This window comes from Methylosarcina fibrata AML-C10 (assembly GCF_000372865.1).
In the GTDB taxonomy this organism is placed as follows: Bacteria; Pseudomonadota; Gammaproteobacteria; order Methylococcales; family Methylomonadaceae; genus Methylosarcina; species Methylosarcina fibrata.
The window spans coordinates 4,195,425-4,221,585 of sequence record NZ_KB889965.1; the positions used below are offsets into that span (position 1 = coordinate 4,195,425).

The 26,161-nt window shown below is 56.4% G+C and carries 24 protein-coding genes; 16 read left to right on the forward strand and 8 right to left on the reverse strand.

The annotated features are described in order from the left end of the window. Positions 1-34: 34 nt before the first annotated feature. Both A3OW_RS0119670 and A3OW_RS0119675 read right to left on the reverse strand, forming a co-directional pair. The gene (locus A3OW_RS0119670) at positions 35-1,399 is read right to left on the reverse strand and encodes a DUF3999 family protein (RefSeq protein ID WP_020565174.1); all 1,365 of its coding nucleotides are present in this window, start codon (positions 1,397-1,399) and stop codon (positions 35-37) included. Next, positions 1,396-3,888, reverse strand: coding sequence for a DUF2339 domain-containing protein (locus tag A3OW_RS0119675; RefSeq protein WP_020565175.1), 2,493 nt, complete (start codon positions 3,886-3,888; stop codon positions 1,396-1,398). Before A3OW_RS0119675 ends, A3OW_RS0119670 begins: the two co-directional genes overlap by 4 nt. A gap of 312 nt (positions 3,889-4,200) precedes the next feature. On the opposite strand from A3OW_RS0119675, the gene A3OW_RS0119680 reads away from it, so the two are divergent. After that, a complete protein-coding gene (locus tag A3OW_RS0119680) occupies positions 4,201-4,788 on the forward strand; it encodes a hemerythrin domain-containing protein (RefSeq protein ID WP_157385942.1) in 588 nt (195 codons plus the stop codon). An 11-nt stretch (positions 4,789-4,799) separates the two neighbouring features. Here the strand turns inward: A3OW_RS0119680 and A3OW_RS0119685 are convergent, their stop codons facing one another. From A3OW_RS0119685 to A3OW_RS0119695, 3 genes are all read right to left on the reverse strand, one after another. After that, on the reverse strand, positions 4,800-5,168 hold the full coding sequence (locus tag A3OW_RS0119685) for a DUF2784 domain-containing protein (protein ID WP_020565177.1): 369 nt from the start codon (positions 5,166-5,168) through the stop codon (positions 4,800-4,802). Positions 5,169-5,353: 185 nt separating this feature from the next. Next, positions 5,354-6,784 (reverse strand): RtcB family protein, encoded by a 1,431-nt coding sequence (locus A3OW_RS0119690; protein WP_020565178.1) that lies wholly within the window; start codon positions 6,782-6,784, stop codon positions 5,354-5,356. Between the two features lie 12 nt (positions 6,785-6,796). After that, entirely contained in the window at positions 6,797-7,246 is a 450-nt protein-coding gene (locus tag A3OW_RS0119695) for an archease (protein ID WP_026223748.1), read from the reverse strand. A gap of 339 nt (positions 7,247-7,585) precedes the next feature. Between A3OW_RS0119695 and A3OW_RS0119705 the strand changes: the two genes are divergently transcribed. The 4 genes from A3OW_RS0119705 to mutL all read left to right on the forward strand — a co-directional run bounded on the left by A3OW_RS0119705 (position 7,586) and on the right by mutL (position 12,776). Further along, positions 7,586-9,049 (forward strand): bifunctional ADP-dependent NAD(P)H-hydrate dehydratase/NAD(P)H-hydrate epimerase, encoded by a 1,464-nt coding sequence (locus A3OW_RS0119705; protein ID WP_020565180.1) that lies wholly within the window; start codon positions 7,586-7,588, stop codon positions 9,047-9,049. Continuing rightward, a complete protein-coding gene (gene tsaE / locus A3OW_RS0119710; RefSeq protein ID WP_020565181.1) occupies positions 9,049-9,495 on the forward strand; it encodes a tRNA (adenosine(37)-N6)-threonylcarbamoyltransferase complex ATPase subunit type 1 TsaE in 447 nt (148 codons plus the stop codon). Before A3OW_RS0119705 ends, tsaE begins: the two co-directional genes overlap by 1 nt. A 58-nt stretch (positions 9,496-9,553) precedes the next feature. Next, on the forward strand, positions 9,554-10,807 hold the full coding sequence (locus A3OW_RS0119715) for an N-acetylmuramoyl-L-alanine amidase (protein WP_020565182.1): 1,254 nt from the start codon (positions 9,554-9,556) through the stop codon (positions 10,805-10,807). A 172-nt stretch (positions 10,808-10,979) separates the two neighbouring features. After that, positions 10,980-12,776 (forward strand): DNA mismatch repair endonuclease MutL, encoded by a 1,797-nt coding sequence (gene mutL / locus A3OW_RS0119720; protein WP_020565183.1) that lies wholly within the window; start codon positions 10,980-10,982, stop codon positions 12,774-12,776. Between the two features lie 275 nt (positions 12,777-13,051). Here mutL and A3OW_RS28360 read toward each other — a convergent pair whose 3' ends face one another. Next, entirely contained in the window at positions 13,052-14,209 is a 1,158-nt protein-coding gene (locus A3OW_RS28360) for a CBM96 family carbohydrate-binding protein (RefSeq protein WP_198291342.1), read from the reverse strand. 663 nt (positions 14,210-14,872) lie between these two features. Between A3OW_RS28360 and miaA the strand changes: the two genes are divergently transcribed. The 3 genes from miaA (at position 14,873) to A3OW_RS0119750 (ending at position 17,259) form a co-directional block, all read left to right on the forward strand. Next, positions 14,873-15,841 carry a tRNA (adenosine(37)-N6)-dimethylallyltransferase MiaA gene (miaA, locus tag A3OW_RS25515; protein WP_033411814.1) on the forward strand — a complete coding sequence of 323 codons (969 nt, stop codon included), beginning with the start codon at positions 14,873-14,875 and terminating at the stop codon, positions 15,839-15,841. Positions 15,842-15,943: 102 nt separating this feature from the next. After that, positions 15,944-16,507 (forward strand): DUF447 domain-containing protein, encoded by a 564-nt coding sequence (locus A3OW_RS0119745; RefSeq protein WP_026223750.1) that lies wholly within the window; start codon positions 15,944-15,946, stop codon positions 16,505-16,507. Further along, positions 16,504-17,259, forward strand: a complete 756-nt coding sequence (locus A3OW_RS0119750; protein ID WP_020565188.1) for a (5-formylfuran-3-yl)methyl phosphate synthase — start codon at positions 16,504-16,506, stop codon at positions 17,257-17,259. The genes A3OW_RS0119745 and A3OW_RS0119750 overlap by 4 nt, the downstream gene beginning before the upstream one ends. Here the strand turns inward: A3OW_RS0119750 and A3OW_RS0119755 are convergent. Further along, positions 17,246-17,590, reverse strand: coding sequence for a diacylglycerol kinase (locus A3OW_RS0119755; protein WP_020565189.1), 345 nt, complete (start codon positions 17,588-17,590; stop codon positions 17,246-17,248). The genes A3OW_RS0119750 and A3OW_RS0119755 overlap by 14 nt on opposite strands. Then, the gene (locus A3OW_RS0119760) at positions 17,587-18,309 is read right to left on the reverse strand and encodes a phosphatase PAP2 family protein (protein WP_020565190.1); all 723 of its coding nucleotides are present in this window, start codon (positions 18,307-18,309) and stop codon (positions 17,587-17,589) included. Before A3OW_RS0119760 ends, A3OW_RS0119755 begins: the two co-directional genes overlap by 4 nt. A gap of 243 nt (positions 18,310-18,552) precedes the next feature. Between A3OW_RS0119760 and A3OW_RS0119765 the strand changes: the two genes are divergently transcribed. The 8 genes from A3OW_RS0119765 to A3OW_RS0119800 all read left to right on the forward strand — a co-directional run bounded on the left by A3OW_RS0119765 (position 18,553) and on the right by A3OW_RS0119800 (position 26,146). Further along, positions 18,553-19,080, forward strand: coding sequence for a hypothetical protein (locus A3OW_RS0119765; RefSeq protein WP_020565191.1), 528 nt, complete (start codon positions 18,553-18,555; stop codon positions 19,078-19,080). Between the two features lie 242 nt (positions 19,081-19,322). Then, positions 19,323-21,632, forward strand: a complete 2,310-nt coding sequence (locus tag A3OW_RS0119770; RefSeq protein WP_020565192.1) for an NADP-dependent malic enzyme — start codon at positions 19,323-19,325, stop codon at positions 21,630-21,632. 207 nt (positions 21,633-21,839) lie between these two features. After that, positions 21,840-22,508, forward strand: a complete 669-nt coding sequence (locus tag A3OW_RS0119775) for a Bax inhibitor-1/YccA family protein (RefSeq protein WP_020565193.1) — start codon at positions 21,840-21,842, stop codon at positions 22,506-22,508. Then, on the forward strand, positions 22,498-23,103 hold the full coding sequence (locus A3OW_RS0119780) for a hypothetical protein (protein ID WP_020565194.1): 606 nt from the start codon (positions 22,498-22,500) through the stop codon (positions 23,101-23,103). Before A3OW_RS0119775 ends, A3OW_RS0119780 begins: the two co-directional genes overlap by 11 nt. A 150-nt stretch (positions 23,104-23,253) precedes the next feature. Then, positions 23,254-23,937 (forward strand): tRNA (adenosine(37)-N6)-threonylcarbamoyltransferase complex dimerization subunit type 1 TsaB, encoded by a 684-nt coding sequence (gene tsaB, locus A3OW_RS0119785; protein WP_020565195.1) that lies wholly within the window; start codon positions 23,254-23,256, stop codon positions 23,935-23,937. Between the two features lie 41 nt (positions 23,938-23,978). Next, entirely contained in the window at positions 23,979-24,599 is a 621-nt protein-coding gene (locus A3OW_RS0119790; protein ID WP_020565196.1) for an L-threonylcarbamoyladenylate synthase, read from the forward strand. Between the two features lie 16 nt (positions 24,600-24,615). Beyond that, a complete protein-coding gene (locus tag A3OW_RS0119795; protein WP_020565197.1) occupies positions 24,616-25,269 on the forward strand; it encodes a site-2 protease family protein in 654 nt (217 codons plus the stop codon). 61 nt (positions 25,270-25,330) lie between these two features. Continuing rightward, a complete protein-coding gene (locus A3OW_RS0119800; RefSeq protein WP_020565198.1) occupies positions 25,331-26,146 on the forward strand; it encodes a segregation and condensation protein A in 816 nt (271 codons plus the stop codon). Positions 26,147-26,161 lie beyond the last annotated feature (15 nt).

The window sequence follows — 26,161 nt, forward strand, 5'->3', positions numbered from 1 at the left end:
TATCACAGTTTATTGATTTCCGAATTTTAAGACCTTAGTCCCTCGGAAACTGTTCGATTCGTTTCCCTGCGCGTACCAAAACCCAGCCCAATACCACCACCATCAACGCGACCACCGCCCCCAAAAACCATTGGCTGTTGAGCAGTTTGGCGAAATCCAGAGTTTCCGGAACCGGGGTTTCGGCGGATTCGGGCCCCAGTTCGGCCGGAGTGCTCTTGTATCCCCGGCGCAGCAATTCCTGGATCGAAGCGATGTCGTAAGAAGAAGGTTTGGCTTTCTCCGAGCCGTAGCGAAGCAGATAGGTTTGTCCGGGCGCGGGCAGGAAGATCAGGTGGTAGCCGGGGCCGGTTCCGGTGATTCCGGTGATGGCCAAGGGCGGGTTGTCCCGGTTGCCGAGGACGATGCGGTAGCTCTTCTGCCGTTGTTCGGGAAAGGAAACAGTGATCTGTTCCCGTTTGATGTCGCGAAAATGCAGGGATTCCAGCACACCGCTGCCTATTTCCTGCAAGGTTGTTTCGATGCCTCGCCGGACCGGAATCTGCACGGCCGCCGGACGGGTGAAATTGTCCGAAGACGTGTGCAGGGTGAAGCCGGTCAGAGGTTCCCGCAGGGTAGCCACGTCGATCAGGGTGACTTGTTTCTCCTTGTCTTCGGTGATCTTGTATTCGGCCGCCGGATAGTCGAAGCGCTTGTCGGTTTCCGGCAAGACCTGGGTTTGATTGCGCCAGAACTGGATGCGCTCGATTTGCAGCGGAATCCGGTGCAGGTCGATTCGTTCGCTGCGCGCCACTTCTTCCCCGCCGTGAAGCGTGCGGGTCAACTCCTTCAATTCCGCCTCGCGGGTCGAGGTGGCTTCCTCGACGACCAGCTTGAATTGTCGGTAGGTGTTGGCGGGCAACGGAATATCACGGTTGGCGATCGGCATGTAACTCGAATAATCGAAAATCTCGGCGTCCTTGACCAGCGAGGACCAGCGTTTGCCGTCGCCGGAGCCGAACACCTGCACCCGGTGTTCGAAATCGGTCAACGGCGTGAGGACGGTCAGACCGTCGGCATTGGGCTCGTTTTTCTCCAGACGAAGAAAAATTTCGATGGTTTTGTCTTTTTTCTTCAAGGCCAGCAATCGGCTGTTGCAGTTCAGACGCGTGGTGTCGGTTCGGGTTTCGGCGGCTTTTTCGAGCAGGTAGGGCGTTTCGGTGCCTGCCTGATCGACTAGGCGAAGATCGGGAAAACCGTCACCGGTCGCGGCGTAAATGCGGCTGTCCAGTGGCACGGTCAACAGTTCCTGTTGTCCCTTGTCCTGCCAGACGACGGGTCTGGAAAAGCGGAAATTTTCCGTTTCGGCGGCGACGGGTTGAGCCAGCAAGAGGCCTGCGGCCAGGAGCATTTTTAGAGTCATTGCTTGGAATCTCCAGCGGTTCGAGGCATGAACGTTTGTTGATATTTCATATAGGCGAACGAGCCGCCGAGAGCCAGAAGGCCCAGCACGATAAAGGCGACGATGCGGTAAATCTGTTCGAGCCGCGCCAGATCGACAAAGAACACTTTCCAGGCGACCACGGCGAACAGCGCCAGTCCCGCCAGACGAAGCGCGCGGATTTGCCGTTTAATGCCGGCGAAGACCAGAGACAAACCGAACAGCGACCACAAGATCGACACGCCGCCCGAGCGCAGCCCCGGCACGTATTGGCGCAGCAGCGAATTGAGCTCCAGCGACAGAAAGATGAACAACAACACGATCGCCGTGCCGCCGAATAAGGCGCGCATTCTCGCGGCGTCTTCGACTGAAATGGGAAAATGCAGAAAGGCGTAGGCCAGAAAAGCGATGACGAGGCCGAAATCGAGCAGCCGCATCAGGGCCAGCGCAAAGGAATAGTCGCCGCCGTAGAGAATCGTCCAGGAATCCTCGCCGCTCCAGACGTAGCCCATGCTGAGATTCCAGGTATTCAGGTCGAAGAAAAACAATTTGATCAGCACCGCGGCCAGGAAAAATTGCAGGCCGCGCAGCAGAATCGGGTCGGGAGCGGCTCTGTAGCGCAGCAATAGGGCGGCGCACAGGGCCAGCCACAGCAGCGTCAAGACCGGCGGGCGCAGCGGCGGATAAAGATAGCCGAAGGTCCGGTACAGTTCCAGTTGCAGAAACATGAACAGCATGCCGGCGCCGACGATCACGGCCGCGGCCATCATCCAGCGCTCCTTCAGCCATTGCCCGACGTCGTTCGTGGCTTCCACGGCAAGCGGCGCGGCTTTCGCCGGCGCTTCGATCAGCTTGAATGCCAGGCCGAACGAGGCGATCGGAATGCCGAAACTGATCAGGCGTTCGATCAAGCCGGTCAAAAATTCCGCCAGCGGAACGTTCGATGCCATACCGGCGCCGTATTGCCCCGGCAGATCGAAAAAACAAAAACGCAGCAGCACGACGGCATACAGAAGATACGAGACCTGGCGGAGAAATTCGCTGCGCAATTTGCCCGAGATCCACAGCATCGTCAACGCCTGCAGCGACCAACTGACGGTAATCCATTGCCGGGACAGGATCAGCGGCAGGCTGACGGCGACGAAAAAAGCGGCCAAGGCGATAAAGCTCAAGAGCAGTTCCCGGTCCAGCACCCGCCGGGCGAGGCAGTAATACACGTGGCCTGCATAGAACGCCGCCAGCGCCAGGGAGACGAAGGCGACCCAGATCTGCCCGTAGGCCTGATCGACCAGGACGTAGGCCGTGCCGAAGAAAATGCCGGCGTTGACGATGAGGGCCAAAAGATCGAGCAGCGTCGACCGGCTCTTTCTGATCAGGCAAAACAGAAAGACCATGGTCGAATACAAGGCAAAGAAAGCGGTCAAAAACGGCATCACGCGCCAGAAATCGGCCACGGTGTAATTGCGCATCACGCCGAAAAACAGCGCGTAGTTGAAGAAAAAACTCAGAAAATTGAGCAGATGCCATTGCTTGTGCCAATTGATGCCGAGAATGCCGACGCCGAGCAGCAGCAGATAGGAAAACAAACCGGTGAAATTGACCACGCCGGTCGACAGCAAAATCGGAGTGCAGTAGCCGCCGATGATCGCAAAGATCGCCACCAGCATCGAGTCCAGACGCACCGCCAGCAGGCCGGCGCTGGCGGTAATCAGCGCCATCAGGGCGAAGGCGGGGTAGGCGGCCACCAGGTGATAAAAAGCGAACGCGGCGAAAACACTGAAATACAGCACGGCGATGCCGCCGCCGAGCATGCCCTGTCCGAACAGATGGTAGCGCGTGCCCAAAAGCCGTATGCCGCCGACCAGCATGCCGAGGCCGGCCAGGACCGACAGCGCGACTCGCGCGTGTTCGCCGAGAAGGCCGGTATCGATGGAATATTTAAGAAAGAAGGCAATGCCGGTCACCAGAATGATCACGCCGATGCGCAGCAGCCAGTTGCTGGCGACGGCGTATTCCATCGACACGTTTTCCGACCGATGGCCTTCGCCGACGATGAGCCAGTTCCAGATTTCATGGAGGATTTCTTTCGCGGCGATTTCGAAACGGCTCGGCGGCAGCGTTTCGTAAAGAGCACTCTCCCAGCCCTCGGCCGAGCCGGGCTCCGGCTCCTCCTTTTGGGCGATGGCCGCGGCCATTCCGGAAGGCGCCGGTGCCTCGGCGATTTTCTCCGGTTCTTGCGGTTCAGACGGTGCGGAAGGGGCGTCGGATATCTGCCCGGCTTCGGGAACGGGTTGTGTCATGCTCGTCATCAGCGCCTGGTGGGCTTCGAGGATCTTCTCCATCCGCTGAAACCGCTCCAGCCATTCATCTCGATATTTCCGCTGTCGCCCCAGTAAGACCGCCGTCATGACAAACAGGGCGAACAAGGCGAGAACGGGAAGAAACAAGAGTAAGCTGAAGAAGTCGTTCACAGCGGATTCCCTAAATCAAGGTCGGTTCGGATCTTACATTTTGAAAGAACGCTATGGCGCATTCCCGTTTTAATTCGTTTAATTAAAGCTTACATCGGAGGAAAAATAAAATAAAAGTGCGGAGCGGGGTCGGACGAAGATCCCCGGTCGGATTTCCCGGGGCCGTGCTCATCCTTAGGTCCGGGGATGATCTGCGTCTGCCAAAGCCATTCACGGTTGACAAATACACAAGAATGTCAATTAATCCGGCATTCAAGTTCATTGCCTGTTAAAATAGTTTCGATTAAAAATTATCGATGGGAGGGTGTATTCGTGTCGACCACCTCAAATTTAAAAAGAGAACATCAATTGATTTTACAGTATGGCGATTTAATGGAGCGATCGGCCTACTGGAATCTGGCCAATCCCGAAAGCCCGCTGTTATTTGAAAACGCCGGTGTCTTTAGCGAATTCATCCGCGAATTCGCCGATGCCTTTCATCACGTGAAGGAAGAAAACATACTTTTTCGTTATCTGTCCCTGCCCGGCGTTTTGAAGCATTGCGACCCCATTCCGCAGATGCTGTACGAACACGAACTGGCGCGCAGCCGTCTGGAGGAATTGGAGAGCGCCTTGCGCCGGGCCGATCTTCCGGCTCTGGCGGAGAGCGTTCAAAATTACGTGCTCCTGATGAAGCAGCATATTTTTAAAGAGGACCATGTTTTATATCCGATGGCGGAAAAAGAGCTCTCGGATGAACATAAGTCGTCGATAGCGACAGAATATGCGTTAACCGAAGAACGATTGGAGAGCCGGAGCCTCTGGGAAAAATACGAAGCGCTCCGGCTGACCATGGAAAAGATTCTGGACGAGCGGATGACATCACCGCGGGTCCGGAGCGCGGGTTATCCGGGCTTCTAACGCTAAATCCTTCAGGGCTGCCGTTTCAGCCACTTTATATAATATTGCCTGTAGATCAGAACATTGATCAGAACGACCGTGAGGCCGAGCCCGATCTGAATTTCCCGGGTCAAGGCCGAAGGATAGATGACCGGAATGAGATAGTGTTCGATGAAGCTGCTCGAATAGCCGCTGCCGTGGCCGGTCCGCAGCCTGTTTTCAATGAAGGTTAACGGGCAAATCCAGCCGGCGAATTCAATCAGGGCGCCCCAGACGGCGGCCGGCAGATGAAGCCAGACAATCCGGCGCCATTTCAGGGCGAGCAATCCACCCAGCACGACGAACAGGATAAAACTGAAGTGGATCGCCACCACCAGATCGGCAAGAATCAGACGCCACATCGCAGCAACCGATGCCGGCCTGTGGAAATGACGTTACGCAATTTTATTCGCCGCCGCATTTTCTTTGTTTAATCGGTAAACAAGGGCACAGGAGACGACCTTTTGGCTATGGACCAAGAAACGTACCGAATCCAGCCGTCTAGTAAGGAAGCTCTTACACGCGTATCGGACCATCGGCTTCGAGTTTAACCCTTGATGCAAACGACCGGCTCCAGTTTCGCCACTTTCCGGGCCAGTCCGGCCCGATCTGCCGCATCCACGACGGCGCTGACATTCTTGTAGGCCAGGGGCGCTTCTTCGGCGATACCGCGCAGGGAAGGGCTGCGGATCAGGATTCCGCGCCGGTTCAATTCGTCGACCAGCTCCCGTCCTCGCCATTGTTTGGTCGCCTGATGCCGGCTCATCGCCCGGCCGGCGCCGTGACAGGCCGAACTGAAGGCAAGGCGTTCGCTGTCCTTCGTGCCGCACAGCACGTAGGAGCAGGTGCCCATCGAGCCGCCGATCAGCACCGGCTGGCCCGTTTCCCGGAATGCCGCCGGCAGGTCGGGGTGGCCCGGGCCATAGGCGCGGGTGGCGCCTTTGCGATGCACGAACAGGTTTTTTTTCCGGTTGCCGATCGGATGCTGCTCCAGTTTGCAGGTATTATGGGAGACATCGTAGAGCACTTCGAGCCGGATTCCCGGAAAAATGCGGACCATCGCCTGCCGGGTCAGGTGCGTGATGATCTGGCGATTGGCCAAAGCGCAATTGATGCCGGCGCGCATGGCGCCCAGATAGTGCTTGCCCAACGGCGAATTCAGCGGCGCGCAGGCCAGTTCCCGGTCGGGCAGGGCAATCCCGTACTGCGCCGCGGCCATCGCCATTTCTTTCAGGAATTCGGTGCCGATCTGGTGGCCCAGGCCCCGCGAGCCGCAATGAATGGTGATGACCAGGGCGTCGATCTGCAAGCCGAAGGTTTCGACTACCGCCTGATCGTAAATTTCTACAACGCGCTGTACTTCCAGATAATGGTTGCCCGAGCCCAGGGTGCCCATCTCCTCCCGCTGCCGCTCCCGCGCCTTGGAGGACACCTGGGCGGGCTCCGCTTCGGCCATGCAGCCGCGTTCTTCGGTATGTTCCAGATCCTGGGCTTCGCCGAACCCCTGCTCGACCGCCCATTTCGCCCCGCCGGTCAGCATCGCGATCATTTCGGAATGGTTTAGCTGCAATTTGCCCCGGCTGCCGACGCCGGCCGGAATGGATCGGTACAGTTCATCCGCTATTTGCACTTGATGCGGCTGGAGGTCGGCCATCGTCAAGCCGGTATGCAAGGTTCGGACGCCGCAGGAAATGTCGAAGCCGACGCCGCCCGCCGAAACGATGCCGCCCTGTTCGGGATCGAACGCGGCGACGCCGCCGATCGGAAAGCCGTAGCCCCAATGCGCGTCGGGCATCGCATAGGCGGCCTCGACAATGCCGGGCAGGGCCGCGACATTGGTGATCTGGTCATGCACTTTTTGATCCATGTCCCGGATCAATGCCGCATCGGCATAGATGACCGCGGGTACCCGCATCGCTCCTTCGGCAGGAATTTCCCAGCAGGTTTCGTTACGCTGTATCAGTTGACTGGTGTCCATTTCGGCTCTCCGCTAAACATCGACGACACATTGGGCCACCCACAGGCCGCCGGAATTTTGATAAACCCGCAATTCGGTAAACGTGGCGCCCTTGATTTCGACGGCGGGCTGGTGCCGGGCGACGTCAACCGCTTCCCCCGAGGCTGTGGCCGTCAATTCGCCGTCGGCGATGGCTACCCGGTAACGGCCGAACAAAAGCCTGCGCGAGGCCATTTGGAAGATCAATTCGTTGATCCAGTCCAGAAACAGTATTTCAGGATCGGCATTCGCCAAGTGGATGGCAACGTTTTCGGAAGGCGTTAGTCCTTCCGGATCGGTAACGACCGCCGTCAGTGCGGTCGCCGCCTGCTCGAAGGCCTGCGCCAGGGTCGGCGCGATGCCTCGAATGCCCATGTCGGCATCGTGATCGAAATGTTCCCAGCGGGATGGCTGAGGTGGGCGATGGAAATTGTCATGGGGCATAAAATCGGTCGGTGTCGGGGATGAATCGTCGGCCTGCGGTTGCTTCATGCTTTGGAGGGCGGGCGTTTGGTGTTGCGATGAAGGTTGTTGTAAAAGACTGTCTCGCTTCTCCGGCCGTACTTTCGCGCCCAAGAGAAGATCAAACAATATAAATTTAACCGGATGGAATAGCAAAAGTTCATTGTTTGCCGGAGTATTTTCGGCCTGCATGAACGGGCGAGAGGAAGCCCTGTCCGGTTTTTTGCCAATTGAAACGGCATATCGGCTGGGAAAAAGATGGCCGGATTGAAGACGTCTTAAGTATAATTTAGCCCGTCCCGCCGATTGATCGCTTTGCTTATGGAAAAACTTCCCGTCACTCTGTACCGCGCCGCGCAAGTCCGCGAACTGGACCGGATTGCGATCGAGGATTTCCATATTGCCGGTTACGAACTGATGAGCCGGGCCGGCGAGGCGGTTTTTCAGGTTCTTCGTCAACAATGGCCGAATGCGCAGTCGCTGGCCGTTTTTTGCGGCAGCGGCAATAACGCGGGAGACGGGTACGTCGTCGCCAGAAAGGCGCTGGAGTCGGGAATGAAAGTGCGGGTTCTGGCGCTGTCCGATCCTGAAACTCTCAAAGGCGACGCACTGACGGCTTACCGTGACTTTTGCAAGGTTTCGGGAACCGTGTCGGCGTATCGGCCCGGATTGCCCTTGGAAGCCGATGTGATTGTGGATGCCTTGCTGGGAACCGGTCTGGATCGCCCGGTAACGGGAGGATACGCCGAAGCGATTCGGGAGATCAACGGGCTCGATGTCCCCGTGATTGCCGTCGATATCCCTTCCGGGCTGCATGCCGACACCGGCAACGTCATGGATTGTGCGGTCAAGGCGACGTATACGGTCAGTTTCATCGGCCTCAAGCAGGGATTGTTCACCGGCTCTGCGCCCGAGTACGCCGGCGAGATCGTCTATTTTTCTCTGTCGGTTCCGGAAGCGGTGTTCCGGCGGGTATCTTCGAACGTCACCCGCGTCGTGGCGAAACCCTTGCCCCTCCGTGACCGGTGCGCTCATAAAGGCCAGATGGGGCACGTGTTGATCGTCGGCGGCGACCAAGGATTCAGCGGCGCCGCGCGCATGGCCGGGGAGGCCGCGTTGCGGGTCGGCGCCGGTCTGGTCAGCGTGGCGACCCGGACCGAACACGCAGGACTGATGAACCTGAACCGGCCCGAATTGATGTGTCACGGCGTGGCGGCGCCGGAGCAATTGACGGGATTGCTGGAAAAGACCGACGTGATCGCGGTGGGGCCGGGTTTGGGCCAGAGCGACTGGGCCAAAGCGCTGTGGGCGTCCGTCCTCGAATCGCAAAAACCGTTGGTGGTGGATGCGGACGGGCTGAACCTGCTGGCGTCTGCCGGTGTAAGGAAACCGAACTGGATTTTAACGCCGCATCCCGGCGAAGCCGCCCGATTGTTAGCCAGCGCAACGGCTGAAATTCTTCGCGATCGATTTGAGGCTGCCCGGGCGTTGCAGTCGCGCTACGGCGGCATCACCGTACTGAAAGGGGCCGGAACCTTGGTCGCCTCCTCGGACCGAGTTGCGGTCTCGGGCACCGGCAATCCCGGCATGGCCTCGGGCGGCATGGGCGACGTGCTGTCGGGAGTGATTGCCGGCCTGCTGGCGCAAGGGTTATACTTGCAGGAGGGCGCGGAGCAGGGCGTTTATCTGCACGGCATGGCGGCCGATCTGGCCGCCGCCAAAGGCGGAGAGCGGGGGCTGCTGGCTACCGATTTGATGCCTTATCTCAGACAATTGGTCAATTGATGCAGCGTTTTTTGCACAACGCGGAGGAAACGGAACAGGTCGGGGCGAAGCTTTACTCTTTATTGCCGGCGCAATGCGTGATTTATCTCGAAGGCGATTTGGGCGCCGGTAAGACGACGCTGGTGAGAGGTTTTTTGCGGGCGGCCGGTTTTTCGGGGGCGGTCAAGAGCCCTACCTACACGCTGGTGGAAGAATATACGCTGGCTCATCGGAAGGTGTTTCATTTTGATTTATATCGCCTTACCGATCCAGAAGAACTGGAATGGATAGGCATCGGAGATTATTTTTCGGAGGACTGCACCTGTTTTATCGAATGGCCGGACATGGGCAAAGGTTACGTCCCAGAGCCCGATTTGGCGATCCGTTTGTCTTTCGATAAAGAAGGGCGGCTTTTGCTTCTGGAGAAAGTTTCCGAGGACTTGAAAAAAATAATAACCGGCCTGTAAAAACATGGAGATACTGCTATAATTTAAATCGGATTATCATTTCATTTTTGTGGTGGTTATGCGTATTTCCTGCAAAGCTCTCATTCTGTCTGGATCACTGTTTTTCTCTCTGGCGGGACAGGCGCAGTCGGTCGATGTGAGTTCCGTGCATTACTGGACGGCACCCAAGCGGGCCCGGATGATGATCGATGTGTCTTCGCAGCCCGATCACCGGGTCGAGTTGTTGGATCAACCTCCCCGTCTGGTCGTCAACATCCGGAATGCCCATCTGGATCACGCCTTGGGTCAACCGCCGGCCGAGCATCCCTTGTTTTCCGGGGTGCGGGCAACCCAGAAAGGCGAAGACGTCAAGATTGTCGTCAATTTGAAAAAACAGGTCAGTCAGAACAGTTTTACATTAAAACCGAACAAAATGTACGGTCATCGCCTGGTGGTGGATTTGACCGAGGTGAGCCCCGGCGCCGCCGATTCCCGGGATACGGAAACAGCCGTTCCGGTTAAGGCCGGAGCCGCGGCGGTTAAGCCGGTCCGCTTGAAAAAACAGGCGGACAAAGACGTTACCGAGACTTCGAACAACATCCTGCCGGTATCCGGAAAAGCCAAGGACGTTATCGTTGCAATCGATGCGGGGCACGGCGGCGACGATCCGGGTGCCCATGGTTCCAACGGGACCGAAGAGAAGAAAGTCGTTTATTCCATTGCTCGCAAACTGGAATCGTTAATCAACAGCCAGCGCGGAATGAGGGCGGTGATGGTTCGCAAGGGCGATTATTACGTTGCACATAGAAAAAGAATGGAAATCGCCCGTGCCGCCAGGGCCGACTTGTTCGTTTCAATCCACGCCGATGCGTTTAAAAATACCCATGTCAAAGGGGCTTCGGTATTTACTCTATCGAGCAGTGGCGCCTCCAGCGAAGCCGCCCGTTGGCTGGCCGACAGCGAGAATGCTTCCGATCTGGTCGGGGGCGTCAGCCTGGACGACAAGGAAGAAGTCCTGGCTTCGGTATTGCTTGATCTATCGCAAATGGCCACTCAGGAGGCCAGCGTTAACGTGGCCAAACACGTACTGAAGCATTTTCAGGACATCGGCGAGCTGCATTTCGACAGTGTCCAAAAAGCGGGTTTTCTGGTGTTGAAATCGCCCGACATCCCGTCCATTCTGGTTGAAACCGGCTTTATCTCGAACCCTTCGGAAGAGCATAAACTGAAAAACAGCGCGCACCAGTCAAGAATCGCTCTCGCTATTTTCAAGGGCGTGCGCGACTATTTCAAACAATACTCTCCAGTCGATACGCGAGTGGCCGGATTGTAACCCGGCAAGTAGTGCCGGGGCTGCGCAAGATGTCACGCAGTCCTCGGCGCCGCCGGATATCAAACAAGATTTCAATTTCTTTCGGTTATCTGAGGAAAAAACGAACTTATTCCCGAAAGTACCATCCCGGCAGCCGGTCGGATAAAATAGCCTTTTAATTCCGGTCCGGCTCATGCGCATCCGTTTGCTTCCTCCTCAATTGATTAACCAGATTGCCGCCGGCGAGGTGGTCGAAAGGCCGTCGTCGGTGGTCAAGGAACTGGTCGAAAACTGTTTCGATGCCGGCGCAAGCCGGATTGTCATCGAGATAGAACAGGGCGGCGCCCGCTTGATTCGAATCAGGGATGACGGTTGCGGCATCGCGAAGGAAGACTTGCCGCTGGCGTTGTCACGGCACGCCACCAGCAAGATTGCGACGCTGGACGATCTGGAGCGGGTAACCAGCATGGGCTTTCGGGGAGAAGCATTGCCCAGCATCAGTTCCGTGTCGAGACTGACCCTGATTTCGCGCACGGCCGAGGCTCCTTGCGCCTGGAAAGTCACCGCCGACGGTTCGGAGCGTCATTCCGACCCGGAGCCGGACCCGCACCCGTCCGGCACGACGGTCGACGTGCGCGATCTGTTTTATAACACGCCGGCCCGGCGCAAGTTTCTAAGATCGGAAAAAACCGAATTTGCCCATATCGAAACGCTGATCCAGCGAATGGCGTTGAGCCGCGCCGACATCGGCTTCAAGCTGCTCCATAATCAAAAGGAAATCCTCAACCTGAAGCCGGCCCTTACCGAGCCTGAACAGGAACGGCGCGTGACCGGAATTTGCGGCAGCTCGTTTCTTGAGAATTGCGTCAAGATCGATTTCGAGGCCTCCGGCTTGCGCTTGCTCGGCTGGGTCGGACTGCCGACTTTTTCTAGAAGTCAGCAGGATATGCAGTTTTTCTACGTCAACGGCAGATTGATCAAGGACAAACTGGTTTCCCATGCCGTCAAGCAGGCCTACCAGGACGTTTTGTATCATGGCCGCCATCCGGTTTTTGTCCTGTATCTCGAGCTGGATCCGGTGCTGGTCGACGTCAATGCACATCCGGCCAAGCTGGAGGTCCGGTTCCGGGAAGGCCGGCTGGTGCACGACTTTTTGTTTACCGCGCTGCACCGGTCGTTGGCTGAATTGAGGCCGGGCCAATCCGGTCCCGTTTCGGAATCCGCCGGGAGACTTGCCGCTGCGGCCCCGAAGGCTCTGTTCGAAGAGCGCACGCCGGTTCATTGGCCACGGTCTCCGCAGCAGGAAACGCTGCCGTTAACCGTGCAGGAAGAGATTCGCGCTTACGCTCGGCTGTATCCGGAGCCGAAAACGCCGACGCCTTCGGCCGAAAAGCCCGATCCGGGGTTTCCGCCCTTGGGCCATGCCGTCGCCCACCTGCATAACATCTACATTCTGTCCGAAACTCAAAACGGCCTGATCCTGGTCGACGCTCACGCCGCCCACGAGCGGATAGGCTACGAGCGTTTGAAGCGACAAATGCAGGCGGGCGGCGTCGCCAGCCAGCCTTTGCTGCTTCCGATCAAAGTAAAAGTCAGCCCGGCTGAAGCCGATCTGGCCGAACAGGAGCTGGCGTATTTTCATTCGCTGGGCATGGAGATTAACCGCACGGGGCCCGAGACCCTGCTGGTGCGCTCGGTCCCGCCCTTATTGGCCGGCGCCGACGTCGAGACTTTGCTGCGCGACGTCCTGGCCGATATGTCCGAACAGGGGATGAGCCGGCGCATCGAAGAGCAAACCCACCGGGTGTTGGCGACTATGGCCTGCCACGCGGCGGTCAGGGCTCATCGGCGGCTCAGTCTGGACGAGATGAACGCCTTGCTGCGAGACATGGAACGGACGGAAAGAAGCGGACAGTGCAATCACGGGCGCCCTACCTGGATCGAGTTATCGACTCAGGATCTTGATAAATTTTTCATGCGGGGGCAGTGACCCTTTTCGGCGGAGACCCCTTTATTCAGTTGCGGTTTTTATAAAGAAAACGGCTTTGTCCGAAAAATTCGCTGTCATTAGAGAAAGGTTTTCGGTAATTCGAGAGCGCGAAGCGAAGATGAACGTGCTTATCCAAGCCATGATTCAGCCTGCTGCATGATCCGCGCGTGACTTCTATCGGATGGAAAACCGGAGCAATAATTAAGGCGAAAACCCCCCGGCTTGACCTGGCCCAAACGGTAGTTGAACCAGGTCCTCAGGATAAGGCTGTTTAGTTAGCCTGACGAACTGGCGCAGACCGCATAGACCGTATATTGTCCGGTCGGTAATACCGTGCCTAACAAGCCTCCCAGGACGCCGAAAGAGGCGCCCCATCCGTTCGCCGTTTGCCCGGCGGTAGCCAGGACGCCGTTCAAAGTCGGCGCACTGGTCTGCAGAATGCCGGTGACCACATTAAGAAGTCCTAACGGTTGAGTCGCGCCGCCGGTCAACACGATCTCGCCTGCGTTACAGGCTGCCGTGAGCAGATCGCCCGCGGCAGGATTGAGGTAAGTTGCCGTTCTGACCACCGTGCTGGCAATCGCGCCCGCGGCTCCTGTCGCTCCTGTCGCGCCGGCAGGACCCGTCGGTCCGGTCGGGCCAATCGCGCCGGTAAGACCGGTTAAACCGATGGCGCCGGTCGCTCCCGTAGCGCCTGTGGCGCCGGCCGGTCCCGTTGCTCCGGTCGCGCCGGTAGCTCCAGTAGCGCCGCCGCTGGGTCCTGTAGCGCCCGTAGCACCGGTGGCACCGGTAGCTCCTTTGGCGCCGGTAGCCCCGGTGGCACCGGTAGCTCCCGCACTGCCTGTCGAAGCCCAGATGATGTCGAGTTCGGGTTCGTGGCCTGTGCTTTTGCTTTCTTTGCTGTCAATTTTAATATTCAGCGAATCCGTTCCCGTCAAGGCAAAACCGACAGTGGGCTCCGAAATATGAGCAGCGACAAAGTTGGTTACATCCAGTTCCACCCATTGATTGATGCTGGGCGACGTCGCGGTGCTGTCGAGAATGTCGGCTCCCAAGGCAGGTGGAGTTACCTTGCCGATGGTGTATTCATTCCAGTCTGATGATAATCCATGGACTTGCAGTAAACCGTTCGTAAAATTTTTTACGCCGGAGACATAGAGCCTCAAGGTGGCTTTGGCGACCGTTCCCGAGTCCGGCACGGACTTGTCGAGATTGAATTTGAGATATCCGTTTTTCGATCCGGCCGCGATCAATAAAGTGGTTTTAGTCCCATAGTTTTTAGTGGAGCCAGTAACCACATAACTGTCTCCCATCACCGCAGGTCCGGCCCATGCCGTGGGCGAAGCAGTCAGGGAGGCTAATGAGCCCATCAGCGTTAACGTTTTAATATGGGTGTTTCTAGATCCCTGATTTATTATTTTCTTACTTTTCATAATTTTCTCGTACTCGTGAATAGACCAATAATGAAGGAAATTCCTTGTGAATGACGAGTACATTAACTTTTCATTTTTCAGAACAATTCGGTGTACCTCGCATTCAGGTAAGCATGAATAAAAAAATACTTTAAATTATAAGGTTATTGTGTATTTTACGTTCTGCTTGCCTGAAATGAAGAATAGTTCAGATTTAATATTTTATATTGGAAAGATCATTTTTATCGATTAAAAATCGATAAACCTGGATTACGGAAAAGAAAAAGTCTTATTGATTAACGCGTTTGATCGTTCCAATGGCTGTCGATTTTCTTAAAATAAATCGTTTTGCCATAGCTCAAACTCAACAATAAAGGCGGCAGGAAGCAAATTACAGATAACTTTGTAAGCTAGATATCATAATTTTTGTAAGGAAATAATTTATGGATGGGTTCCTGGGTCCTGACATCGTCGAACCAAACTTTTTTGCTCTTGTTGCTCATGAGCGAAAATGTCAAAATAACGGATATTTACGGCACTTAAAGATGAATCGGTCTGTTCTTTCCGAGTATGCCGGTCATTTTTTTTCCGAAGCCCGGCGCGACCGTTCGTTTCCGGTTAATTCGTCCGGCCATCCATCTTCACTGAAAGAAATAAAGACCTCGGGACGACATTCTGACTTTTATGAAACCATCTTCACTTCCCCCGGCCATTTTCTTAATGGGGCCTACCGCTTCGGGCAAGACCGCGCTGGCCGTTCAGTTGGCTCAGGCTATTGGCGGGGAAATCATCAGCGTCGATTCGGCGCTGGTCTATAAAGGCATGGACATCGGCACAGCCAAACCTTCGAATGAAGAGCGGGGAGGCATTCCGCATCATCTGATCGATATTCTCGATCCGGCCGAACCTTATTCGACCGGCCGGTTCAGAACGCAGGCTCTGGCATTGATGGCGGAAATCGGCAGGCGTAAGAAAATCCCGATTCTGGCGGGGGGGACGATGCTGTATTTTAATGCGTTAACTCACGGTCTGGCCGAATTGCCCGATGCGGATCCCGAAGTGCGGGCCAGACTGGACCGGGAGCTGGAAAAAGAGGGTAAAGAGGCCCTGTACCGGCGCTTGTCCGAAATCGATCTGGAATCGGCGGCAAGAATTCATCCCAATGATCCTCAACGGATTCAGAGAGCGCTCGAAGTTTATGAAATCAGCGGCAGGTCCTTGACGTCCTTTTTTCAGAGGCCCGGGACGCCGGCCATACCTTATCGAATCATCCGGCTGATGATTGCGCCAATGGATCGGGTGCGGTTGCACGAAATCATCGCTCAGCGTTTCCTGCGCATGCTGGAGCAAGGCTTGGTAGAGGAAGTCGAAGCGCTTTACCGCCGGGGCGATTTGACCGACAAACTGCCTTCGATCCGGGCGGTCGGCTACCGGCAGGTATGGGCGTACCTGCAAGGCGAGTACGATTATAAGACCATGATCGAAAAAGGCATTGCCGCCACACGGCAACTGGCCAAGCGCCAGTTTACCTGGCTGCGCCGGGAGGCGGACGGTTTTTCTTATCACACAGGAGAGGCCGAGTTGCTAAGGAAAGTGCTGGCCGACGTCAAGCCTAGGCTCGGCGGTTACAGAGGCTATGCTTCCGAAGCATGAGGCCTCCGGAAAGTGGCTTCGGTTGGATTGGAGCATGGCCCTGTATTTCCGGAAAGTCTCCGGTTTTTCCCGTCGGGAAGAATTTTTTAATTTTGTTCTTATATGATTCAAGAAACCATTGTAACTACCCGGAACCTCTCGGGCGAGGCTCATATTGCGCCGATGGGCATCCATGCGAACGGAGGCGAGCTTGTCATACTGCCGTTTCGCCCGTCCACGACGCTGGACAATCTGCTGGAAACCCGGGTTGCGGTGATCAATTATTGCGACGACGTTCGAGTATTTGCAGGCTGTTTGACCGGACGCCGAGACTGGCCTCTTAATTGCGCCGAAAAAATCAAGGGACAGGTATTGGCAGGCGCCTTGGCGCACTCCGAAGTGGAAATCGTCCGGATCGAAGAAGATTCCGTTCGGCCGAAACTGTTCGTGAAAACCGTCCATGAGGTCAATCATGCCCCTTTTAGAGGATTTAACCGGGCTCAGTATTCGGTGCTGGAAGCGGCGATCCTGGTCAGCCGTCTGGGCCGGCTGCCCATGGAGAAAATCGAAGCCGAAATAGCCTATTTGCGGATCGGCCTGGAAAAAACCGCCGGGGACCGGGAAACGGAGGCCTGGGGCTGGCTGATGGCGGCGATCGATCGTTTCAAGACCGGGAGAAGCGCATGACCGGCATGCTGGCGAGTGTGCAAAGCCTGGAAGAAACGATCATGGCGTTGTCCGCCCAGGTCGACATCATCGATCTCAAGCAGCCGGCCTCGGGCGCGTTGGGCGCTTTGGACCGGGACGCGATCAGGCGGATTTGCGACTATTGCAACGGACGGAGACCGGTCAGCGCGACGATCGGCGATTTGCCGGTGCGGCCCGATCCGGTGTTCGCTGCGGTCAAGGCCATGCAGGAAACCGGCGTCGATTACATCAAAATCGGCTTTTTCCCCGGCGGCGACCCGGAGGGAACCGCGCACAAGCTCTCGGTGTTGACCGGACGGCAGCCGGCGTTGATCGGAGTGCTCTTTGCCGACACCGAGCCGGACTTTGCGTTGATCGATTTGCTTAAATCCTCCGGCTTTACCGGCGTCATGCTGGACACGATGGATAAAAGCAAAGGCTCTTTGACGGAAGTCATGCGTCCGGAAACGATCGGGCAGTTCGTCGGTCTGGCCAGGTCCCGGCGCTTGCTGTGCGGGCTGGCGGGATCCCTGCGGCTGGCGGACATACCGGAGTTAACCGCCCTTCGGCCCGATTATCTGGGTTTCAGGGGAGCATTGTGCGTGGGCAGTGCAAGGACCGCACGACTGGATCCGGAATCGACGGTCAGAATAAGAGAGGCCGTCGCCGCGGCCGCCGGCCGATGCGCAAAAGCCCGGCCGGTTGATTTTGAGGCCGAGTTCGGTGGAATCCGCAATGTCAGCGGAAAATAAATGCAATCGCCACCAGTACCGCCGTCACCGACGCCGCCAGTACGGCGCCGGCGGCCATATCCTTGGCCGCGCCGATTTCCGGATGCCGCTCCGGGTGCAGGCGGTCGGCCAGCGTTTCCAAGGCCGCGTTCATTAACTCGGCCATCATCACCAGGCCTATCGTCAAAGCGCCGACAGCCCACCAAAGCGGCGCAGGCCGGGTAATCGACAGAACCAGCAACACGGCCGTACCGGCGAGCGTTTGAAAACGCAAGCTGCGTTCCCGGCGGAAAGCCAGAGAAAGCCCCCGCAGAGCGAAAGTCAATCTTTTTGAAAAAGGTTGTCCTTTCATTGAGTATCCTTATTGCCCGGCAGAAGGCAGTGAGCCATGGCGCCGCCCGCCAGCGCCCAGGCGGCTCCGGCCGCCCACCCGGCCAGCACGTCGCTCGGCCAGTGGACGCCGAGATAGACCCGGCTCAAGCCGACCAGTCCGCTCAGCAGGAGCGCGACCGCGATCACGTAAAGCTTCAGTCTGACCCCGGGAACCACCCCGGCAATCAGCGCGCCCAGCGTTAAATAGACCACGGCCGAGACCATGGCGTGGCCGCTTGGAAAACTGGCCGTATAGACATAGATTCCGCCGGGACCGAGATCCGGACGAGGGCGGTCGAAACCTTCTTTTAAAATCGTCACGGCCAGGGTTCCGCTCACGGTGGCCGCCAGCACGAACCACGACAGGCGTTTTTGTCCTGCCAGGAACAGAAAGAAGACCGTAATCAGAATAAAAAGCCCCAGCACGGCGGGACTGCCGAGAGCGGTAATATCGCGCACAAAATCTTCGAACCAGACGGGGCCGAGCGGATCGGTGGCGTCCCCGGCGTCCCGAAGCAGCATCAGCAGCCATCGGTCGACGGCATGGGTATCGCCTTCGACCACTTCCTCGGCTACTTTAATGAAAAAGGCCAGGAACGCGGCGGCCGCCGCCGTCAAAGCCAGGAACCTGAAGGTCGGCCAATTCCTGAGCTTGACTTCCCGATTTCCCAGTATTTTATCGATAATAACCCAACGCATGTTTTGACAGAAGTTGAAAGCCGGCCGTTAATGAAACCGTGTTTTCGATTATAGCGTTCTTTTACTGAATTCGATGGCATTTTCGTACCGCTGTGGGGTTGTTTAACTCGCCTTCGTTTTTAAACGAGACGTTCGGAAAAAAGCGGGAACTTTTTTTCTTGTAGTTCAATCGCTAATTTGTAGGTTCATCCGGCCTGCACGTCTCTGATTGAATTTTTACAAGGCAATTGTCGAGGAGGGGTTATGAATCGCATGATCAAATTAGTGCTGTTTTTCTGCTTTATTTCGGCGCCGTTGGCACTCTCGGCGCAGGATTACGGGACGGATTATTCCCGGCCGGGCAAGAAGCTGGTTCTCAGCTTCAAAACCATGTATGGGGTGGCCGGCTCTTTTCTAGGAGAAACCAATCCGGTCCGGGGCGTGAACGGCGACGAGCTCCCCTGGATCCTGAAATCGGCCAAGGGCAAGCTTTTTTCCGACGGACGCTTGATTATCCGGATTCGCGGCTTGGTTTTTCCGGACGATCCCAGCGTTCCGGAAAATCTGAGGGGCACCAATGACGAGACGCAATTTCGCGCGCTGGTCAGTTGTCTGACCGAAGAAAGCGGCGCCGTGGTCGAGCAGAACGTCGTTACGGAAGGATTTCCGGCCACCGTGAAAGGCAACTCCGACATTGTCGCGCAAATAGAGTTGCCCAGACCCTGCGTCGCGCCGATCGTCATGGTGCTGGCAGGTTCGGAAGACAAATGGTTTTCCATGACCGGCTATTAAGTAATCTACCGTTAAAGTGAGCTTGATTCATTGGGCTAAAGCATGTCGTTCCATGAAAAGGATCGGAACGACATGTCCTTGTGCCGGTTCTGTGCTGTTTTTTTCCTGTTGACTCCTGCTTTTGCCATTCCGGACGGGATTTTTTTATAGCCCGCCAAAGTTCCATAAACATTAAAAGTTAAAGAAGTTTCTCTGCTACAATCGGGACGTTCCCGAACGTAACGAAAGGACGGTATCAGAGCATGACTTCTTCAGATTCCAAGGATCTTCTCCGTAAACAGTTGCGTGAAGCCGCGCTGGAATACCATGCGTTTCCTGTGCCCGGCAAAATCAGCGTGAACTCGACCAAGCCGTTGGCCAACCAGCGCGACCTTTCTCTGGCTTATTCGCCGGGCGTCGCGGCGGCCTCCGAGGAAATCGCCGCGGATTCGGCCAACGTTTTCAAATACACTGCGCGCGGCAATTTGGTCGCCGTCATCAGCAACGGAACCGCGGTGCTGGGCCTCGGCAACATCGGCCCTCTGGCGGCCAAGCCGGTGATGGAAGGCAAGGGGGTGTTGTTCAAGAAATTCGCCGGTATCGACGTCTTCGACATCGAAATCAACGAGCCGGACCCGGACAAGCTGTGCGACGTCATCGCCGCTCTGGAGCCGACTTTCGGCGGGATCAATCTGGAAGACATCAAGGCGCCGGAATGTTTTTACATCGAGCGCCGATTGCGCGAGCGCATGAACATCCCGGTGTTTCACGACGATCAGCACGGCACCGCGATTATTGTCGGCGCCGCTATTTTGAACGGGCTGAAGATTGTCGGCAAAGACATCAAACAATGCAAGCTGGTCGTGTCCGGCGCGGGCGCCGCGGCCCTGGCCTGCCTCGATTTGATCGTCGAACTGGGCTTTCCGATCGAAAACATGATCGTGACCGATCACCTGGGCGTCGTCTATCAAGGCCGGACCGAATCGGTGGACGCCAATAAGGCGCGTTTTGCCCGTGAGACCACGGCCAGAACGCTGGCCGAAGTGATGCACGGCGCGGACATTTTTTTGGGCTTGTCGGCAGGCGGCGTATTGAAGCCGGAGATGGTCAAAACCATGGCGCCGCGGCCGCTGGTGCTGGCCCTGGCCAATCCGACCCCCGAAATTTTACCCGAAGAAGTGAAAGCGGTGCGCGACGACGCGATCATAGCGACCGGACGCTCCGATTATCCGAACCAGGTCAATAATGCGCTGTGCTTTCCGTATATTTTTCGGGGCGCCCTGGACTGCGGCGCCACGACCATCACGCGGGCGATGGAAATTGCCGCGGTCCATGCGATCGCCGAACTGGCTGAGGCCGAGCAATCCGATGTCGTCGCCAGCATTTACGGCATCGACAACCTGTCTTTCGGCCCCGATTATCTGATCCCCAAACCTTTCGATCCGCGTCTGATGACCAAAATCGCTCCCGCCATCGCCCTGGCCGCGGAAGCGTCCGGCGTCGCCGCCCGGCCGATTCAGGACATGCCGGCTTACATCGAGCGCTTGCAGCAATTCGTGTATCTCAGCGGTCCTTTCATGAAACCGGTGTTCCGGCTCGCCAAGAGCGCGCCCGAGGCGAAAAAACGCATCGTGTTTGCCGAGGGGGAAGAAAAAAAGGTGCTGCGCGCGGCCCAGATTCTGGTCGATGAGAAAATCGCCTGCCCCATTCTGATCGGCCGGCCTGCGGTCCTGCAGTACCGGATCGAAAAATACGGCCTGCGGCTCCGGCCCGGCGCCGACGTCCAGGTGGTGAATCCGGAGTTCGACGAACGCTACCGCGATTTCTGGACGACTTATCTGGCGATGACCGTCCGCAAAGGCGTCACCGAGCAGTACGCCAAGCTGGAAATGCGCCGGCGCAATACTCTGATCGGCGCGATGCTGATGCACAAAGGCTATGCCGACGGCATGATCTGCGGTACGTTCGGCACGACCGACATGCATCTCAATTACATCGATCAAGTGCTGGGCAAGCGTCCGGGAGCCACGGTGTACGCGGCGATGAACGGGCTCGTGTTGCCCGACCGCCAGTTGGTTCTGGTCGACACGCACGTCAATCACCATCCGACCGCGGAACAACTGGCCGAGATTACGCTGCTGGCCGCGGAACAGATGCGCCGCTTCGGACTGGTGCCGCGCGCCGCCCTCCTGTCTCATTCCAACTTCGGCACCAGCAACAGCGAGTCGGCGAAAAAGATGCGGGAAGCCCTGGCGATGATCCGGCAAAGGGCGCCGGATCTGGAAGTGGAAGGGGAAATACACGGCGATACCGCGCTGGATTACGAACTGTTGAAGGAGATGATGCCGGATTCGAGGCTGAAAGGCAGCGCCAATCTGTTGGTGTTTCCCAACATCGACGCCGCCAATATCGCCTATAATCTGCTCAAAGTCGCCTCCGGCAGCGGCGTTGCGATCGGGCCGGTGCTGCTCGGCTGCGCCCGCCCGGTGCATATCCTGACGCCGGCGGCTACGGTGCGCCGGATCGTGAACATGGCGGCCTTGTGCGTCGTCGATGCCAACGAAGCGGCTTGAGCTTTTCCCTTCGGACGCTCTTTCGGAAAGCTTGCGGACCGCTTTCGGTGAACATTTTTCGAACGTATCGGTCTTAGTTTGAGATTTTTAGATTTTCGACCGGTCGATTCGATTGATCTCGTTCTCAATATTTTTACAAATTGCAGGCAACTCTTGTAAGATTTAACCACTTTCTTTGTTGATTATTTTTTAAGGACTCCAAATAAAATGAAAACGTATACTTCTATCTCTCGTCCGGAAGTCGGCATCCTGACGACCAACAAAATGCTGAAAAACACCTATCTGCTGTTGTCCATGACGTTGCTTTTTAGCGCGCTGACCGCAGGTTTGGCGATGGTTCTGAATTTGCCCCATCCCGGCGTGATCCTCACTCTGGTGGGTTATTTCGGTCTGCTTTTCCTGACCACCAAATTCAGCAACAGCGCCTGGGGACTGCTTTGGGTGTTTGCGTTGACCGGATTCATGGGCTTGACTCTCGGTCCGATCCTGAACATGTATCTCAAGGTTTTCAGCAACGGCCACGAGTTGATCATGATGGCGCTGGGCGGTACCGGCGTGATCTTTCTGGGCCTTTCCGGCTATGCTCTGACGACACGGAAAGATTTCAGCTTCATGGGCGGTTTTCTGATGGTCGGCGTCCTGGTGGCCTTTCTGGCCGGGCTCGGCGCGATTTTCTTCACGCTGCCCGCTCTGTCGCTGGCGGTATCGGCGATGTTCATTTTGCTGATGTCCGGCATGATCCTGTTTCAGACCAGCGAAATCGTGCACGGTGGTGAAACCAATTACATTCTGGCGACCGTGTCGCTGTACGTGTCGGTTTACAATTTGTTTCTGAGCTTGCTGCAACTGTTCGGAGTATTCGGCGGTGACGAGTAAGCCGTCGATTTCGGCCGTTTCTTTCAAGCCGACTAAGACAAGCCCGGTCTCGACCGCCGGGCTTTTTGTTTTATTGTGGGTGCTGTCCGGCTGTCAGACCGTGGCTCCGCCGGAGCAGGTGACCGCTTCGTTCTGGGAAGCCATGGTGCGGGGCGATCTGGAGTCCGCGAGAAAACACACAACGCCGGAGACTCGAAATCTCGTCGTAAAACAGCAAAATCTGGAAAACGGCTCGGTCGACACGGGTTCGGTGGACGTGGACGGCAGCAATGCAAGAGTCTTCACGATTCTTACCCTGAAAAAGCCCGAAAACAAGGTGCTGTCTTTCGAAACGGTTTTATTGAAAGAAAATCGGCAATGGCAAGTCGATTATCAGGCCACGCTGGACAATCTTTCCTTGCTGCCTTTGGGAGCGCTTTTCAAAAGCCTCAGGACGATCGGCGATACCATTAATAAGGAGCTGGAACGGCAAATACCGCTCTTTGAAAATCAGCTCAAGTCGTTCAGCGAGGAATTACTGCGCCAACTGGAAGAATTTCGCCGGCAGCTCGAAAAAGCCGCCCCTCCCGATAACCGCCGGTCCGGAACGATTTAATCTTCGTTCTTCCTTTCTGTATGTGGCCTGGCTGGCCCGAGGTGCGTCCTTAGCCCTGCCTCCCGGATTCCGGACAACTTTTTTAGCCGGTTTGATGCTCCCTTTTCAAGGGCGGGTTAGAGTATCATAATACGATTTGGGACGAGCTCAATGAAATTACTGGCGGTGGAAACCGCAACCGAAGCCTGTTCGGCGGCGCTATGGATCGATTGCGCCGTAATCGAACGTTATCAGCGCACCCAAAGGGACCATACCCGCCTGGTCTTGCCGATGATCGACGGCTTGATGGCGGAGGCAGGGCTTAGGCCCCGCGATCTGGACGGACTGGCTTTCGGCCGGGGACCCGGTTCGTTCACCGGCGTGCGCATTGCCACCGGCATCATCCAGGGCATTGCCTTCGGCGCCGACTTGCCGATCGTTCCGGTTTCCACGCTGGCGGCCTTGGCGCAAGAGTTCTTCGACCGGAACTCGGCCGAGGTGGCGTTTACCGCGATGGATGCCCGAATGGGAGAAATTTACTGGGGCGTCTATCGGAGAGGCGAGAAGGGTTATGCCGAGTTAATAGGCCCGGAACGGGTCATTCCGGCGGATAAGATCGAGTTTCCCGACCTCCGCGGGGTCGGCATCGGCACCGGCTGGGGCGTTTACCGGGAAGAACTGGCGAAACGGCTGGCGGGCCGTCTAGACGGTATCGAAGCCGATCATCTGCCGAGAGCGGGCGCGGTCGCGCGCTTGGGAGCGCATGGCTTCGAACGGGGGCTGGCCGTGCCGGTCGAGGAAGCGATGCCCGTTTATTTGCGGGACCAGGTTGCAAAAAAAGAATCGGAGCGCTAATACGGTATAATGTCCTTCTTTGTCTCCGGTTTTTCGATAAAATGGCTCAGTTTTTTGCAATTCATCCCGATAATCCGCAACTGCGGCTAATCCACCGAACCGTGGAGATCGTACGGGAAGGCGGCGTCGTCGCCTATCCCACCGACTCTTCGTACGCCATCGGTTGCCATATCGGCGACAAGCAGTCGATGGATCGGATTCGACGGATCCGGCAATTGGACGACAAGCACAACTTTACGCTGGTCTGCAAGGATCTGGCGCAGGTATCGACCTTTACCAAAATAGGCAATGACGCTTATCGAATGATCAAGGCGCTGACGCCCGGCCCTTTTACTTTTATCCTCGAAGCCACCCGGGAAGTTCCGCGCCGGCTGCAGCATCTCAGGAAAAAAACCATCGGCGTGCGCATTCCGGACCATGCCGTGGCGATGCTGCTGGTGAAAGAACTCGAAGAGCCTTTGTTGAGCACCAGCTTGATTTTGCCCGGAGAGACCGACGGCCTGTCCGATCCCTACGAAATTCGGGAAAGGCTGGAGCATCAACTGGATTTGGTGATCGATGCCGGCAATATCGAGTTTGCCGAGACCACCGTAATTGAATTTACCAATAAAGGCCCTGAAATCATCCGGCAGGGTATTGGTATGGCGCCCATGTTAGATTGATCGAGACGACAGAATTATGATGAATGAATTGACGCTGATGCAGCGGATCGTGGTATGGATACTTCCAGTCATTTTTGCGATTACCGTGCACGAAGTCGCGCACGGCTGGGTCGCCAGGAAATTCGGCGACAACACCGCTTATCAGTTGGGCCGGTTGACGTTGAATCCGCTCAAGCACATCGACTGGCTGGGAACCGTCATTCTTCCCGGCTTGTTGTTACTGTCGGGTACCGGTTTCATCTTCGGCTGGGCCAAACCCGTTCCGGTCGACGCCAGGAATTTTAAAAAACCGCTCAAAGATATGGCTTGGGTCGCCCTGGCCGGTCCCGGCGCCAATTTGCTGATGGCCGTCGGCTGGGCCTTATTGGCCCGCCTGGGCGTGATTATCGCCGTGGAAGCGATTTCGCTGCCGCTGATCTATGCCGGCATCGCGGGCATATCGATCAATCTGGTGCTGGCGCTGGTGAATCTTCTGCCGATTCCGCCGCTGGACGGAAGCCGGATAGTCACCGGGTTTTTGCCCCATTATTGGGCATGGCAGTATAATCGGCTGGAACGCTACGGATTCATCATTCTCTTGTTGTTGCTCTATACTAGAGTTTTGAATGTTATTCTGGAATATCCCTTGTATGTCGCGCAGAAGCTCTTTTTATCGATTGCCGGCATTTAATAAAGGGGCGGCTCGTGAACATGCCCCCGTTTCTGCGAGACGATTCGCTTTGATTGCATAGATGATTGAAGAACTCACGGTCATGCCGGATATGCCGGTGATCGCAGTCGTCAACGGCACCCCCATCAATCAGTTGCCGGACGATCTGTACATTCCGCCCGATGCGCTTGAAGTCATTCTGGAGCTGTTCGAGGGCCCGCTGGACTTATTGCTGTATTTGATCAGAAGACAGAATCTGGACATCGTGAACATCCCCATCGCGCAAATCACTCATCAATACATCGCCTATATCCGGATGATGAACCAGCTCAACATGGAGCTGGCGGCGGAATATCTGGTGATGGCGGCGTTGCTGGCGGAAATCAAGTCGCGCATGCTGCTGCCCCGTCAACCCGAAGGCGAGGAAGAAGAGGAAGATCCGAGGGCGACCCTGATCCGCAGGCTCCAGGAATACGAATGCATCAAAAATGCTGCCGAAGAGCTGGATCGGCTGCCCCGGATCGAACGGGACATTTTTACCTTCGGCGTCGATACGTCGACTCTGGCGGTCGAGAAAAAGCTGCCGGACGTTCAGTTAAAAGAACTTTTGCTGGCGTTTCAGGATGTCCTCAAACGAGTGGAACAACTGAGCCATCACCATATCACCAAAGAACCCTTATCAGTCCGTGAGCGAATGTCAACCATTCTGGAAAACCTTAAAGGAACGGATAGTCTCCTTTTTTCGCAGCTATTCATTCGAAGGGAAGGCCGACCCGGGGTCGTTGTCTCGTTTCTGGCCATTCTCGAGCTTGCCAAGGAAGGACTCATCGAAATCCTCCAGCCCGAGCCCTTCGATGAGTTGTGCGTTAGAAGCGCCCGCACCGTTTTGCCTACCTGAACTGCTTGAAGTCGA